Origin of the sequence: Mesoflavibacter zeaxanthinifaciens DSM 18436, assembly GCF_000422365.1 — a bacterium.
Classification (GTDB): Bacteria; Bacteroidota; Bacteroidia; order Flavobacteriales; family Flavobacteriaceae; genus Mesoflavibacter; species Mesoflavibacter zeaxanthinifaciens.
This window is the reverse complement of the sequence record NZ_AULQ01000007.1, coordinates 128,960-143,920: the sequence shown is the minus strand read 5'-3', so window position 1 is coordinate 143,920 and position 14,961 is coordinate 128,960. Positions and strand designations below refer to the sequence as shown.

The following is a 14,961-nucleotide window of genomic DNA, read 5'->3' as shown; positions in this document are numbered from 1 at the left end:
TGCACCTCGATTTTTAATAACACTTTTAAAGTTATATAGTAATGTCAAGAGTTTGTGAACTTACAGGAAAGAAGGCAATGGTTGGAAACAACGTGTCTCACGCAATGAATAAGACAAAGCGTACATTTGGAGCTAATTTAATTAAAAAACGTTTTTATATTCCTGAAGAAGATAAGTGGATAACTTTAAAAATATCTACATCAGCGTTAAAAACAATTAATAAAATCGGTATCTCTGCTGCATTAAAAAAGGCAAGAGCTAACGGATTTGTAAAATAATATTAGCCTAATAGGTAAATAATAGTAATTATGGCAAAGAAAGGTAACAGAGTACAAGTAATATTAGAGTGCACAGAGCACAAAGAGTCTGGTAAACCAGGAACATCTCGTTATATTACAACAAAAAATAAAAAGAACACGCCAGACAGAATGGAGTTAAAGAAATTTAACCCAATCTTAAAGCGTATGACAGTTCATAAAGAAATTAAGTAACATTCTTTACTGCAAAGAATTTAAAAAAGATAAAAGATGGCAAAGAAATCAGTAGCATCGTTACAGACAGGATCAAAAAGATTATCAAAAGCTATAAAGATGGTAAAATCTCCTAAAACAGGAGCTTACATGTTCGTAGAGTCTATTATGGCGCCAGACTTAGTAAACGACTGGTTAAAAAAATAAGAATTGCGCTTTCGCAATCCTATTAAGCTACTTTCTGCCCGAAGGTGGCTTTTTTTATTTTAAAATATTGCGTTTCTTTACACTGTAATTATGACAATTTAGCAGTAAAACTATTTGGCTCTATTATTGTAATTGCATCGCTAACAAACAAATATTAAAACTATATGAGTTTTTTTAAAAGAATATTTTCTTCAGAAAAAAAAGAAACACTAGACAAAGGACTAGAAAAGTCTAGTACAAGCTTCTTAGGTAAGCTAAGTAAAGCAGTTGCAGGAAAATCTAAAGTAGATGATGATGTTTTAGATAACCTAGAAGAAGTTTTAGTGACTAGTGATGTTGGTGTTAATACGACATTAAAAGTTATAGAGCGTATTGAAGAGCGTGTAGCTAAAGACAAGTATTTAGGTACAGACGAATTGAACCGAATCCTACGTGAAGAAATTGCAGGATTACTATCCGAAACCAATTCTGGAGAAGAAACAGAATATACAATACCAAATTTGCCAGCACAATCAAACGGACAAAAGACTCCATATGTATTGATGGTAGTTGGTGTAAATGGTGTTGGTAAAACAACAACTATTGGTAAATTAGCTTATCAGTTTAAAAAGAAAGGACTTAAAGTTGTTCTTGGTGCAGCAGATACCTTTAGAGCAGCAGCGATAGATCAATTACAAGTTTGGGCAGATAGAGTAGATGTACCGATGGTAAGACAAGAAATGGGATCTGATCCTGCAAGTGTGGCTTTTGATGCTTTACAATCTGGTGTCTCTCAAGATGCAGATGTTATAATTATTGATACTGCTGGTCGTTTACACAACAAAATTAACTTAATGAACGAGTTAACTAAAGTAAAACGTGTCATGCAGAAAGTAGTTGGTGACGCGCCACACGATGTATTACTGGTTTTAGATGGTAGTACTGGTCAAAACGCTTTTGAACAAGCAAAACAATTTACAGCAGCTACAGAAGTAACAAGTCTAGCTGTGACCAAGTTAGATGGTACAGCAAAAGGTGGTGTAGTTATTGGTATAAGTGACCAATTTCAAATACCAGTAAAATATATAGGTGTTGGAGAAGGTATAGAAGATTTACAAGTGTTTAATAAATATGAATTTGTAGATTCTTTCTTTAAATAGAAATTTTTCAACATAAATTAATACAAAAAAAGCCTCTTATTTAAAGAGGCTTTTTTTGTATTTTTATTGAAAACAAAATCATGAAACTAGCTAAATTCCTAATTGTATTTCTTTTCTTATTTAATAGTTGTAAAGAAAATAATAAAACTGTAAAAGAAGACGAGGTTAAAAATGAAATAAGTTCTATTTCTACAAAAGACTTTAGAGAGTTTAAAGTTTTAGATTCAAAATACATATCTAATACTTCAATTTGGGAGCAATTAAATTCGCAATTAGAAGATTTTTCAGAAGAAAATTATGAACAATTAAAGCCATTAATTTTAGACCAAGATATACCAACGCTTCAGCAGTATATTATTGATGGCAAACTAACTTATGAAAGTCTTACAAAATTCTATTTATATCGAATTAGAAAATTTGACAGAGAAAATGATTTGGCATTAAATTCAGTAATAGCTGTCAATCCTAATGTGATAATGGAAGCTAAAAATAGAGATGAATCTTTTAAAAATATGGATGTTAACGTACGTGATTTATTGATGTCTGTTTACGGTATGCCAATTCTTCTAAAAGATAATATCAATACCTCAGATATGGTAACTACTGCAGGCGCTGTTGCTTTAAAAAATAATAAAACCGATGATGCTTCTATTGTTAAACGATTAAAAGAAAAAGGTGCGTTAATTTTAGGTAAAGCTAATTTAAGCGAATGGGCATACTTTTTCTGCGGAGATTGTCCTAGCGGATATAGTGCAATTGGTGGACAAACATTAAATCCATACGGAAGAAGAGTTATCGACACAGGTGGATCAAGTTCTGGTAGTGGTGTAGCGGTAGCAGCTAATTTTTGTGTTGCAGCTGTTGGTAGTGAAACTGCAGGATCTATTTTATCGCCAGCAAGCCAAAATTCGGTTGTAGGTTTAAAGCCTACTATTGGATTGGTGAGTAGAAGTGGTATTGTACCTATTTCTTCCACATTAGATACAGCAGGACCAATGTCTAAAAATGTAATAGACAATGCTATTCTCTTAGAAGCTTTAGTTGGTTTTGATGATGCTGATAGAAAATCTATTGAAACGGTTTCAAGTATTATAAATTATGATGAATTAAATAATATTTCTTTAGAAGGAAAACGTTTAGGAGCAATTAAATCTCTTATGAAAGATTCTTTATACTTAAGAGCTGTAAACGATTTAAAAACTATTGGTTTTGAAGTTGTAGAAATTGAAATGAATAACGTTGAATTACCAGTCTTTATCAGACTACTTAATTTAGATATGCAAAAAGACTTACTAGAATATTTTAATACATACGCTGATGCATCTTTAGGTTTTAAAACTATATATGATATTATCGATTTCAATAAAAAAGATTCATTAAATATTATGCCTTACGGACAGAAGTTATTTGAAGGTGTAGTTGCAGATAAAGCTTCGGTTAATGAGTTGGAGGCAATTAAAGAAAAATTAAAAGCCAATGGTAAACTATTTTTTGACAAACCAATGGAAGCAAGTAATGTAGATGTGGTTTTGTCAATTAATAATTATCATGCTGCACATGCTGCTGTAGCAGAGTATCCAGCTTTAACAGTTCCTATGGGATATGAAGAAAATGGAGCGCCTAAAGGAATAACTTTTATAGGAAAACCTCTAACAGAAAATCAGTTATTGCAAATAGGTTTTGCTTTTGAAAACAAAACAAAGTATCGTCAGTCTCCAAAAGAACTTAATTAATTACCGCATTAATTTTTTGCCAAAGGTCGTTATCAAAACCAGATAAACCAAAAGAAGAATTGTCAGGGTTAGCAACTTCTCCCATTCTTATGACTACTATGTTTTTGCTAGGTACAACGTAAATTTTTTGATCGTTTTTACCTAAACCTGCATACATATCTGCTGGTGCATTTGGTATTAATTCACCTGTAAATTCAACTTGTGTTGTAGGTAAGTGAAAGCTTGATTTGCCATTTAACCACCATAAATATCCATAAGCTAAATTAATGTTTTGAGATGTGTTAGTGGCTTGGTTGGTATAGCTTTCACTAATAATTTGTTGGTCTTCCCATTTACCGTTAGCTAACGTCATTAGACCAAATCTAGCCATGCTTCGTGTGTTACTCCAATACACACTTAACGCATTTAAATTTATCCAACTACCAGTCATTCCTATTTTATCACGTAATTTTTCATTAAAATAGGTGTCCCAATCTTGTCCAGTAGCTTGTGCAACAACATCTTGCATTTTTACATACACATTGTGATAAGCCCAACGTGTATCAGCATCTGCTAAATATTGAAGATTTTCAGGAGAAACATCATCTCCAGTTTCATCGTCCAAACCAGAAGTCATTGATAACAGATGTTTGCAAGTAATTAGGTTTTCTTTGTTTAATGTAGCGCTTGTCCAACCTGTACCAATATAATCAGAAACTTTATTTTCAATATTTAAAAAACCTTCGTCTTGAGCAATACCTGCAATAGTTGCGGTTAATGTTTTACCTGCGCTTGCCCAATACCAAATACTATTGGCGTTATGACCATTCATATAAGATTCTACCACTATTTTACCGTTGTGAAGCATGATAAAACCTTTTGTGTTTTTTTCATCTAAAAAATCTAATAAAGGTTGAAGTTGGCTTTCATTCCAACCTGCTTCAGCTAAAGTTTTAGTTTCCCAAGTGTCTGAATTTATAGGTGGAAAATATAAACTCTCTTCATTGGTAGTTGGTGTTTCATCAATTTCATTATTGTCATTACTGCTGCAATTCAATATTAAAAAAGAAAATGAAAATAGAAAAAGCAGTTTTTTCATAACAGTTTGGTTTTCAACTTTAGACTAAAGTATATAAAAAAGGTTTAATGTCTGATTTTTAATATTATTTCGACACTTAAAAATCGTAAATCATTACGTATCTTTGCCATCCAAAATTAAGGTATGAGAACTAAATCGCTTAAAAAGAATAAAATAAACGTTGTTACTTTAGGTTGCAGTAAAAATGTGTACGATAGTGAAGTGTTAATGGGACAGCTTAAAGCAAATGGAAAAGAAGTTGTACATGAGCAAGAAGGTAACGTTGTGGTTATTAATACCTGCGGATTTATTAACAACGCCAAAGAAGAAAGTGTAAATACTATTTTGCATTATATGCAGAAAAAGGAAGATGGTGAAGTTGATAAAGTATTTGTAACTGGTTGTTTAAGTGAGCGTTATAAACCTGATTTGGAGAAAGAAATTCCTAATGTTGATCAATATTTTGGGACTACAGAATTGCCTGGTTTACTAAAAGCTTTAGGTGCAGATTATAAGCACGAATTAATTGGCGAACGTTTAACAACAACACCAAAAAACTACGCCTATTTAAAAATTGCTGAAGGTTGTGATAGACCTTGCAGTTTTTGCGCAATACCTTTAATGCGTGGTAAACACAAGTCTACACCAATTGAAGATTTAGTAGTTGAAGCTGAAAAGTTAGCAGCAAATGGAGTTAAAGAATTAATTTTAATTGCTCAAGATTTAACCTATTACGGATTAGATTTATATAAGAAAAGAAATCTTGCCGAATTACTTGAAAACCTTGTGAAAGTTGAAGGTATAGAATGGATAAGATTACACTATGCATTCCCAACTGGTTTCCCGATGGATGTTTTAGATGTTATGAATCGCGAGCCAAAAATTTGTAACTATTTAGATATTCCTTTACAGCATATTTCTGATAAGATTTTAAAAAGCATGCGTCGTGGTACAACACAAGAAAAAACGACTAAGTTGTTAAAAGAATTTAGAGCTGCAGTGCCAGAAATGACTATACGTACCACTTTAATAGTTGGTTATCCAGGTGAAACAGAAGAAGATTTTGAAACTTTAAAACAATGGGTAACAGATATGCGCTTTGAGCGTTTAGGTTGTTTTACTTATTCTCACGAAGAAAATACACACGCGTATAATCTAGAAGATGATGTGCCAGAAGATGTAAAGCAAGATCGTGCAAATCAAATTATGGAAATACAGTCGCAAATTTCTTGGGAATTAAACCAAGAAAAAATAGGACAAACCTTTAAAGTGGTTATAGACCGTAAAGAAGGTAATTACTTTGTTGGTCGTACCGAGTTTGATAGTCCAGATGTGGATAACGAAGTGCTAATCGACGCAACTACAACTTACCTTAAAACTGGTGACTTTTATAATGTTAAAGTTGTAGAAGCAGAAGATTTTGACTTGTATGCACAAGTTGTAGAATAGTTTAAGACTTGTCTAAGTTCCTACTAATTTTTCTAATGGCGCTTTCAATAGATTTTTCGGGTTCAATAATATTATATTCGCCCCAAAATTCTGGGTCAGTAAAACCAGAAACTTCATCTTGAAGGATACTAGATGGTCTTAATCTTTTATTTTCATTAGAGCTTATAGTATTGTTATCTAAATTCCAATCTGTAATAGCCATTTCACTATTTAATGTGTATTTGCTATTAAAAAGTTTACCCTTCCAATCTACTATAAAAGTTAACAACATATTGCTGTAACTGTAATACCACTTTCCGTTTTTAACTCTGTAAGTTACTTTGTAATTAGCTTCTGTAGGAGTTATCTCGACTCTATTAGGTTTTTTCTTTACAAAAAATGAAGATGCTTTAGCTTTGTTTTCAACATTTAAGTTGTAATCAGCACTTGTAAGTGCGTAAGTTTGAGAATCTATATATAGTTTCCCATAGTAAAGCGGCATGGTATAATTAGAGTTTTGTTTAAAGTTAACAACGTAAACCATTCTGCCATTTTTTTCAGTTGATTGTTCAAAACTAAAATCATAGTATTTTATAGTTTCATTATTAAAAACATAATCTGGGTATTTGATCATATCTGCGTATAAAGATCCAAATGGTCCACCTTGTAACTTTAAAGCAAGAGTATCTAATCTGTTGTAGTTGGTCTGCTTTCTGGACTTTATTAAGGTTATTTTATCAGATTTATAATTAGTGTAAGGTTGTTTTTCTATGCTTACAATAGCTTCTGCTAGAGAAGCATTTCGGTTTCTCTTTTTTATCGATTCGCGATAAAAACCTGTCATATACGCGTTCTCTGTTAAATAATTTTCACCTTTTAAGGATAGTGTTTTTTTTACTAAATCATAAGCGTCTTTAGGTCTAACAATATCAACAGAAGCTAATATGGTTGCTGCTGGCGCTAGGTATATTTTAGCATTATCATTATCTATTTCAGATAGCTTTACTTTTTGCTGTTTATAACCTAAAAATGAAATTATTAAACTTTCATTTAGTTGGTTTTTTGGAACTTTGATAGAAAATTCTCCTTCTTTATTAGTAATAGTACTAATATTACTGTTTGTAAGCGATACATCTGCTAGAGCTAATTCTTTTTTGTTGTTTTGGTCTAAAACAACACCTTTATACTCCATTAAATTTTGAGAATAACTTACCGAAAAAAAGAACGTAGCAAGTAATAAAAATAGAGCTTTTGAGGTGTTAAATTCAATCTTTTTCATAATATTTTTATTTAAAGTGCTATCTATAAATATACGTAAAAAAGCAACATGAATTATAAGGATTTATGTTAATTTTAAGACAAGTAATAGTCCTTTGTGTGTTATATTTGTAGTAGAATTTTTTACTTATGCCAACAGACTGTATTCCATTTAAAGACACAGGATATTTTTCTACTTTAATAACCGATTATCTCTCAGAAAAAGAAGAGTTAAAACCATTTTATAATCGTTTTCCTAATCTTAAAAATTTTAAGTTTCAAATAGAAGAAAAGAAAGCGTCATTTCCTTTAGAAAATAGAAAGGTACTTGCAGAGACTTTAATAGATCAATATCAATCTTTTGATGCGTCGTTACAAACTTTAAACAATATTGAAGCACTGCGTAAAGACAACACGTTTACGGTAACTACAGGTCATCAACTTAACTTGTTTACAGGACCTTTATATTTTTTATATAAAATTATTTCAACCATAAATCTTACTAAAAATTTAAAAGCAACCTATCCAGAGTATAATTTTGTTCCTGTTTATTGGATGGCGACCGAAGATCATGATTTTGAAGAAATTAACTATTTTAATTTCAACGGAAAAAAAATAAGATGGAATAAAAAGGCATCAGGTGCAGTTGGCGAATTATCTACAGAAGGTTTGCAAGATGTTTTAGAGGTATTCTCTCAAGAGTTAGGACTTGGTAATAATGCAAATAAACTAAAGCAATGGTTTGAAAAAGCCTATTTAAAACACAGTAATTTAGCCGAAGCAACCTTGTTTTTAGCAAATCAACTTTTTAAAGATTATGGATTAGTAATTGTTGATGCCAATCACAAAAAATTAAAGCAATTATTTGTTCCTTATATAGAAAAAGAACTTGTAGAGCAAACGTCTTTTAATAAAGTGATGCAGACCAATGCAGAAATTGAAAAAACGTCTGAAAACTATAAAATACAAGTAAACCCAAGAGAAATTAATCTGTTTTATATAGGCGAAAATCTAAGAGAACGTATTGTTTTTGAAGATGAAACTTATAGCGTATTAAACACAAACATTACGTGGACAACTCCTGAAATTAAAGAAGAAATTAAAAATCATCCAGAACGTTTTAGTCCAAATGTAATTTTACGCCCATTATATCAAGAAGTTATTTTGCCAAATCTATGTTACATTGGTGGCGGCGGAGAATTAGCCTATTGGCTCCAATTAAAAGAAAATTTTAAGGCAAAAAATGTAGTTTTTCCTATGTTATTATTACGTAATTCGGTACTGTTAAAAACCGAAAGGCAAGCCAAAAAACTAGACAAACTGAATATTAATAATGCTTCATTATTTTTAAAGCGTGATACATTCATAAACAAACGTGTACGTGAAATTTCAAATATAGATATCGATTTTGCACCTCAAATAAAGCATTTAAAACAACAGTTTGAAGATTTATATGCATTGGCAGAACAAACCGATAAATCGTTTATTGGCGCAGTAGATGCGCAAAGACGTAAGCAAATAAAAGGCTTGGAGCACTTAGAAAAACGTTTGCTTACTGCACAAAAAAGAAAACTAAAAGACCATGTGCAGCGCATTACAGATTTGCAAAATCAACTATTTCCAAATCAAAGTTTACAAGAGCGTAGCGTAAACTTTTCCCAATTTTATTTAGAGTATGGAGATAGCTTAATACCACAATTAATTAATAATTTAGAGCCTTTAAAAAGCGAATTTTTAGTTCTTCAATTACAAGATAATGCATAAGATAGATATAGATTTAGTAGAAATGACGCTAGACGTCATGAAATACACAATAGACAGAATCTCTAAAACAGAAGATGTTATCGGTAAACCTCAAAAAGCAGAAACTTTAAAAGCTTTAGTAGGAGAAACTATTACAGAAAAAGGAATTGGAGGCGAAACCGCATTTAACATGTGGAAAAAACATTTAATGCATGCTAATGTAAAAATAGATCATCCGCGTCATTTAGCTTTTGTACCAGCATCACCAACAAGAGCTGCAGTAATGTTTGATTTAGTAACATCAGCATCAAGCATTCATGGTGCGTATTGGATGGAAGGTGCAGGAGGTATTTTTTGTGAAAACGAAGCTATGAAATGGATTGTATCCTTAACCGGTTTACCAGAAGGAGCATTTGGTGTATTTACAAGTGGCGGTACTGCAGCGAATTTATCTGCAATAGTAACTGCGCGCGAATATTGGAGAAGCCTAAATGAGCAAAATAAAAACGAAAAAGGACTAATTATAACCTCTATTGGCGCTCACTCTTCAATAAAAGCTATGGCAAAAGTGGTGGATGTAGATGTTTTACTGGTAGAAACAGAAGATAGATTAGAAGGAGACGCTTTGCAAAGTACCATTAACAGCTTAACCCAGCACCAACGTCAACGTTTATTTGCAGTTGTTGCAACTGGTGGTACAACAAATGCCGGTATTATTGATAATTTAAGCGCAATTGCAGATATCTGTCAAAAAGAAAAGTTATGGTTTCATGTAGATGCTGCATATGGTGGAGGCGCTTTGGTGGCAGATTCTGTTAGACACTTATTTAACGGAATTGAACAAGCAGATAGCATCACAATAGATCCTCATAAATGGATGTTTTCTCCGTATGATTGCGGAGCAGTAATCTACAAACAACCTGAATTAGCAAAAAAAGCACATTCTCAAGAAGGATCATATTTAGAAATTTTTAAAGATGAAGGTGCACATGGGTTCAATCCAACAGATTATCAAATACAATTAACGCGTCGTGTTAGAGGTTTGCCTCTTTGGTTTAGTTTGGCTACACACGGTACAGATAGATATAAAGAAGCTGTAGAACGTGGTATAGAATTAGCTAATATAGCAGGTAAAATGATAGAAGATTATGATCATGTAGAGTTGGTTAGAGAGCCAAGTTTATCATGCGTATTGTATAGAAGAAAAGGTTGGAATCCAGAAGACTATCGTAATTGGACATTTACAAATCACGATAAAGGTTTTGCATTAGTCACTCCTACAAAATGGAAAACAGGCAATACTTTTGAAACCGTCTCACGTTTCTGCTTTATAAATCCAGATACTACAGAACAAGATATAAAAGCAATATTAGAATCGATGCTTTAGTTGATAGTTTTGTTAAAAAATAAGTTGAAATTTAATATCACATAAATAGTAATTTTCAACGCAATTATTATTTTTGTGCATGCAACACGACAAAGTACTTATTTTAGATTTCGGATCGCAATACACACAACTAATTGCGCGCAGAGTTAGAGAACTTAACATCTATTCCGAAATACACCCATTTAACAAGATTCCAAACAACTTAGAAGACTACAAAGCGGTAATACTTTCCGGTAGCCCAATGTCTGTAAGATCAGAAGATGCATATCATCCTGACTTATCAGATATAAGAGGTAAAAAACCAATGCTAGCAGTATGCTACGGTGCACAATATTTAGCACATTTTTCTGGTGGCGAAGTAGCAGAATCAAATACCAGAGAATACGGTAGAGCAAACTTAAGTTACGTTGAAGAAAACGAAACTTTTTTAGAAGGCATACATATTGGTAGTCAAGTTTGGATGAGTCATAGTGATACAATCAAGATTTTGCCAGAAAATGGTGTGCTTTTAGCAAGTACACACGATGTACAAAACGCAGCTTATAAAATAGAAAATGAAACAACTTACGCTATTCAATTTCATCCAGAAGTATATCACTCAACAGATGGAAAATTACTGCTAGAAAATTTCTTAGTAAAAATAGCAAAAGTTAATCCAGATTGGACACCAAATGCTTTTATAGAAGAAACTGTAGAAGATTTAAAAACAAAGTTAGGCAACGATAAAGTAGTTTTAGGATTATCAGGTGGTGTAGATTCATCCGTAGCAGCAATGCTTTTACACAAAGCAATAGGTAAAAACCTATATTGCATCTTTGTAAATAATGGATTATTACGTAAAAACGAATTTTCAGATGTATTAGAACAATACAAAGGAATGGGCTTAAATGTAAAAGGTGTAGATGCTTCGGCACGCTTTTTGGATGCCTTAAAAGATGAAAGTGATCCAGAGAAAAAACGTAAAGCTATAGGACGTATATTTATCGAAGTTTTTGATGACGAAGCTCATCTAATAGAAGACGTAAAATGGTTAGCACAAGGTACCATTTATCCAGATGTGATAGAAAGTGTTAGTGCAACAGGCGGACCAAGTGCAACAATAAAAAGTCATCATAACGTTGGAGGATTACCAGACTTTATGAAACTTAAAATTATAGAACCATTAAAAGAATTGTTTAAAGACGAAGTAAGACGTGTTGGTGCATCAATGGGTATGGATAAAAACCTTTTAGGTCGTCATCCATTTCCAGGTCCAGGTTTAGCTATCAGAATTTTAGGAGACGTAACAGCAGAAAAAGTTCGTATATTACAAGAGGTAGATGCTATTTTTATCAATGGATTAAAACAAGCAGGTTTGTATGACAAAGTATGGCAAGCAGGCGCTATGTTGCTACCGGTAAATAGTGTAGGAGTAATGGGCGATGAGCGTACTTACGAAAAATGTGTAGCATTACGTGCTGTAGAAAGTACAGACGGTATGACTGCAGATTGGGTAAATTTACCATACGAGTTTTTACAAAAAACAAGTAACGATATAATAAATAAAGTAAAAGGCGTTAATAGAGTAGTTTACGACATTAGTAGTAAACCACCAGCAACAATTGAGTGGGAATAAACAAAAAATCGTCACTTCGAGTGATTTTCGAAGTATGAGAAAATAGTATCGAGAAGAATGGCGTTACCACAAGGGTCGGGCTTTCACTACTCGCTTCCCAACAAAAGTTGGGAGAGCTCAAACAAACCGTTCAATCCCTAACGCACTTTTACAACGTATAATTAGATATGAGAAAACTACTATATATTTTAGGCTTATTAATGGTCTTTAGCTGTGCTTCCGCGAAAGCGCAAAATTACAAAACCCATAAAGTCCAAGCAGGAGAAACTTTAGAGCAGATAGCAAAGCAATACAACGTTTCAAAATCTTCTGTTTTAGCCTTAAATCCTGATGCAAGAAAAGGGTTAAAAGTAAGTTCTGTTTTAATAATACCAAAACAAGGTGTAGTTGTTAAAGAACCAGAAACCAAAACAAAAGAAACAAAAACGCTGTTAGGGTTTAAAACTCATAAAGTAAAACGAAAAGAAACGCTTTACAGTTTATCTAAAGAGTATGACGTTACTCAAGAAGATATTAAAAAGCACAATCCAGAATTGTATGCTAACAATTTGCGTAAAGGCGACCGTATAAAAATTCCAGAATATAAAATTGTAAAAGAAGTTGTTGAGACTAAATCGCCTTTAACCACTTATACCGTTCAACCAAAAGAAGGAAAATGGCGTATTGCTTATAAATACGGAATTACGGTACAAGAACTTGAAGATTTAAATCCTGAAATGAATGATGTTTTACAACCAGGTGATGTTGTAAACGTACCAAACAAAGAAGCTGAAACCATAAAAGAAGTAGATGAAAAGTATAGCTACTATACAGTTTTGCCAAAAGAAGGTTTTTATCGTATTAAATTAAAAACTGGGTTAACCCAAGAAGACCTTGAAAAATTAAACCCTGAACTAGAAGAAACAGGACTAAAAGAAGGTATGGTTTTAAAAATACCTTTTAAAGGTAGTAACTCGACAATAGAAGGTGTTGTAAGTAGCATGACTACAAATGCAGGAAAAGTAGATTTAACAAAAAGTAATATAAATCCTGAAACTAAAAAGATAGCAATCATGCTTCCTTTTGGTTTAAATAGGGTAAATACAGATTCTATTTACGACACCAAAAAACAAATCGAAACAGATAGATATTTAAGTGTGTCTTTAGATTTTTATACAGGTGTAAAAGTAGCGTTAGATTCTTTACAAGAATTAGGAGTAAACCTAAAAGTTGATGTGTTTGATACACAAAATAGAGAAAGCGAAGTGGCTTCAATTTTAAGAAGAAATGATTTTTCAGAAACTAGCGCAGTCATTGGACCAATGATGAAAGATAATTTTAACACAGTAGCTTCACAATTAAGCAATCAAAAAATACCCATAGTTTCACCATTAACAAAAACGGTAAATTTAGGAGACAATGTTTTTCAGTCAAGACCATCTGAAGACATGATGGAAACAGCTATAATAAATCATTTTAAAGCAGACACGACAGCACATATCATTATCATATCAGACAAAAAAAACAAATCGGTTAGTGATAAATTAAAAAGAGAGTTTGCAAGAGCGTCAGTTTTATCTTCAAGAGCAGAAAGAAAAACAGGAAAAGATGCGTATTATGTATTAGATCAAGATATAATTAACGTGTTAAAACCAGGAAAAAATGTGGTGTTTTTAGAAACAGACAATCCAGGTTTTGTATCTAATGTTTCAAGTCTTTTAAATTCAAAAATTGTAACAGGTACAGATATAATCTTAACCACTACAAAAATGGATAAAAAAGCTTTTGAAGACGAAGAAGTAAGAAACACACACTTATCTAATCTTAACTTTACCTATTCAGATATTAAAAAATCTTTTAACGAAGACGAAAACAATAGTTTCGCAAAACGCTACAAAAGTACTTATAATGAATTACCAAATAGTTATGCAACAAGAGGCTTTGATATAACTATGGATATAGTGTTACGTTTAGTTACATCAGAAGATTTATATATGTCTGCAAACCAATACCCTTTAACAACGTATGTAGAAAATAAGTTTGCTTACAAGAAAAAGTTATTTGGCGGTTATTACAATGATGCTGTTTACTTAGTAAAATACAGTGATTTAAAAATAGTAGAGGTAACCGAGTAATTTTTTAATTAACTTAGCGTTAATTGGTTATGTTAAAATTTATTTCAATATTAAGTTTGTTTATTCTATTTCATGGCGATGTTATAGAAGAAGTTTCTTGGAATGAAAATTACAAATTAACTTGGTCAGATTTTAAAGGAGCACCAAATAATCAAACAGATGCTGTAGCTATCACAGCTTCAGGGATTACTTTTAGCTATTCTATAAAGAAAACATCAAATAAGGTGCATAGTTTTAAAACACTGGTTAAAGCTTATTTTTATCCAGAGCATTCGTGGTGTAAAAAAGAAATGGTAGATGATAATATTTTGAGACATGAACAACTTCATTTTGATATTACAGAGTTACATGCCAGATTATTTAGACAACAAATAGCTAAATTAAAGCCAAGTTTAGACATAGATAATCAGTTAGACCAATTACATCAAAGTATTAATAAGCAATTATCTTTAATGCAAAATTCTTATGATGAAGAAACTAATCATTCTATAAATACCGAAGCACAAATTAAATGGCAGGAAAGTGTTGCCAAACAATTAAAAACTTTAGAAAAATTTAAATCTAAATCTTAGTGCTAGAGCCAGACAAAGACTTTCTCATAAAATTAGCACATACTAAAATGCCTTTTGGTAAGTATAAAGATAGGTATTTAATAGACTTGCCAGAACATTATGTAGTTTGGTATTATAATAAAGGTTTTCCAAAAAATAAATTAGGACAAATGCTAGAAACTGTTTATACATTAAAAGTAAATGGACTAGAATATTTGGTACGAGAGATACAGAAAAGATACTCAAAATAAATCCTAAAT

At 32.0% G+C, this 14,961-nt stretch carries 14 protein-coding genes; 12 read left to right on the top strand and 2 right to left on the bottom strand.

Features of this window, described 5'->3' with window-relative positions; genetic code table 11:
* Positions 1-41 precede the first annotated feature (41 nt).
* The 5 genes from rpmB to H574_RS0108060 all read left to right on the top strand — a co-directional run bounded on the left by rpmB (position 42) and on the right by H574_RS0108060 (position 3,549).
* Positions 42-278, top strand: coding sequence for a 50S ribosomal protein L28 (rpmB, locus tag H574_RS0108080; RefSeq protein WP_027880094.1), 237 nt, complete (start codon positions 42-44; stop codon positions 276-278).
* A 30-nt stretch (positions 279-308) separates the two neighbouring features.
* Entirely contained in the window at positions 309-491 is a 183-nt protein-coding gene (gene rpmG, locus H574_RS0108075; RefSeq protein ID WP_027880093.1) for a 50S ribosomal protein L33, read from the top strand.
* A 36-nt stretch (positions 492-527) separates the two neighbouring features.
* Positions 528-677, top strand: coding sequence for a DUF4295 domain-containing protein (locus H574_RS14565; RefSeq protein ID WP_081653195.1), 150 nt, complete (start codon positions 528-530; stop codon positions 675-677).
* A 164-nt stretch (positions 678-841) separates the two neighbouring features.
* Complete coding sequence (gene ftsY / locus H574_RS0108065) at positions 842-1,816, top strand: signal recognition particle-docking protein FtsY (RefSeq protein ID WP_027880092.1); 975 nt, start codon at positions 842-844, stop codon at positions 1,814-1,816.
* Between the two features lie 80 nt (positions 1,817-1,896).
* Positions 1,897-3,549 (top strand): amidase family protein, encoded by a 1,653-nt coding sequence (locus H574_RS0108060; RefSeq protein ID WP_027880091.1) that lies wholly within the window; start codon positions 1,897-1,899, stop codon positions 3,547-3,549.
* Here the strand turns inward: H574_RS0108060 and H574_RS0108055 are convergent.
* Positions 3,542-4,627, bottom strand: a complete 1,086-nt coding sequence (locus H574_RS0108055) for a serine hydrolase domain-containing protein (RefSeq protein ID WP_027880090.1) — start codon at positions 4,625-4,627, stop codon at positions 3,542-3,544. The genes H574_RS0108060 and H574_RS0108055 overlap by 8 nt on opposite strands.
* A gap of 123 nt (positions 4,628-4,750) precedes the next feature.
* Here H574_RS0108055 and rimO point away from each other — a divergent pair, with 123 nt between their 5' ends.
* Positions 4,751-6,055, top strand: a complete 1,305-nt coding sequence (rimO, locus tag H574_RS0108050) for a 30S ribosomal protein S12 methylthiotransferase RimO (protein WP_027880089.1) — start codon at positions 4,751-4,753, stop codon at positions 6,053-6,055.
* Between the two features lies 1 nt (position 6,056).
* Here rimO and H574_RS0108045 read toward each other — a convergent pair whose 3' ends face one another.
* A complete protein-coding gene (locus H574_RS0108045) occupies positions 6,057-7,313 on the bottom strand; it encodes a carboxypeptidase-like regulatory domain-containing protein (RefSeq protein ID WP_027880088.1) in 1,257 nt (418 codons plus the stop codon).
* A gap of 128 nt (positions 7,314-7,441) precedes the next feature.
* On the opposite strand from H574_RS0108045, the gene bshC reads away from it, so the two are divergent.
* From bshC to H574_RS0108015, 6 genes are all read left to right on the top strand, one after another.
* Entirely contained in the window at positions 7,442-9,055 is a 1,614-nt protein-coding gene (bshC, locus tag H574_RS0108040) for a bacillithiol biosynthesis cysteine-adding enzyme BshC (protein ID WP_027880087.1), read from the top strand.
* A complete protein-coding gene (locus H574_RS0108035; RefSeq protein WP_027880086.1) occupies positions 9,048-10,421 on the top strand; it encodes a pyridoxal phosphate-dependent decarboxylase family protein in 1,374 nt (457 codons plus the stop codon). The genes bshC and H574_RS0108035 overlap by 8 nt, the downstream gene beginning before the upstream one ends.
* Positions 10,422-10,500: 79 nt before the next feature.
* Complete coding sequence (gene guaA, locus H574_RS0108030; RefSeq protein ID WP_027880085.1) at positions 10,501-12,036, top strand: glutamine-hydrolyzing GMP synthase; 1,536 nt, start codon at positions 10,501-10,503, stop codon at positions 12,034-12,036.
* A gap of 167 nt (positions 12,037-12,203) precedes the next feature.
* Positions 12,204-14,150 carry a PBP1 and LysM peptidoglycan-binding domain-containing protein gene (locus H574_RS0108025; RefSeq protein WP_027880084.1) on the top strand — a complete coding sequence of 649 codons (1,947 nt, stop codon included), beginning with the start codon at positions 12,204-12,206 and terminating at the stop codon, positions 14,148-14,150.
* 29 nt (positions 14,151-14,179) lie between these two features.
* Complete coding sequence (locus tag H574_RS0108020; protein WP_036227374.1) at positions 14,180-14,722, top strand: DUF922 domain-containing protein; 543 nt, start codon at positions 14,180-14,182, stop codon at positions 14,720-14,722.
* Positions 14,722-14,952, top strand: a complete 231-nt coding sequence (locus H574_RS0108015) for a DUF3820 family protein (protein ID WP_027880082.1) — start codon at positions 14,722-14,724, stop codon at positions 14,950-14,952. The genes H574_RS0108020 and H574_RS0108015 overlap by 1 nt, the downstream gene beginning before the upstream one ends.
* The last annotated feature ends 9 nt before the right edge of the window (positions 14,953-14,961 follow it).

Coding starts and splice junctions, on each gene's coding strand:
- rpmB (WP_027880094.1), top strand. CDS start 42: ATGTCAAGAGTTTGTGAACTTACAGGAAAGAAGGCAATGGTTGGAAAC.
- rpmG (WP_027880093.1), top strand. CDS start 309: ATGGCAAAGAAAGGTAACAGAGTACAAGTAATATTAGAGTGCACAGAG.
- H574_RS14565 (WP_081653195.1), top strand. CDS start 528: ATGGCAAAGAAATCAGTAGCATCGTTACAGACAGGATCAAAAAGATTA.
- ftsY (WP_027880092.1), top strand. CDS start 842: ATGAGTTTTTTTAAAAGAATATTTTCTTCAGAAAAAAAAGAAACACTA.
- H574_RS0108060 (WP_027880091.1), top strand. CDS start 1,897: ATGAAACTAGCTAAATTCCTAATTGTATTTCTTTTCTTATTTAATAGT.
- H574_RS0108055 (WP_027880090.1), bottom strand. CDS start 4,627: ATGAAAAAACTGCTTTTTCTATTTTCATTTTCTTTTTTAATATTGAAT.
- rimO (WP_027880089.1), top strand. CDS start 4,751: ATGAGAACTAAATCGCTTAAAAAGAATAAAATAAACGTTGTTACTTTA.
- H574_RS0108045 (WP_027880088.1), bottom strand. CDS start 7,313: ATGAAAAAGATTGAATTTAACACCTCAAAAGCTCTATTTTTATTACTT.
- bshC (WP_027880087.1), top strand. CDS start 7,442: ATGCCAACAGACTGTATTCCATTTAAAGACACAGGATATTTTTCTACT.
- H574_RS0108035 (WP_027880086.1), top strand. CDS start 9,048: ATGCATAAGATAGATATAGATTTAGTAGAAATGACGCTAGACGTCATG.
- guaA (WP_027880085.1), top strand. CDS start 10,501: ATGCAACACGACAAAGTACTTATTTTAGATTTCGGATCGCAATACACA.
- H574_RS0108025 (WP_027880084.1), top strand. CDS start 12,204: ATGAGAAAACTACTATATATTTTAGGCTTATTAATGGTCTTTAGCTGT.
- H574_RS0108020 (WP_036227374.1), top strand. CDS start 14,180: ATGTTAAAATTTATTTCAATATTAAGTTTGTTTATTCTATTTCATGGC.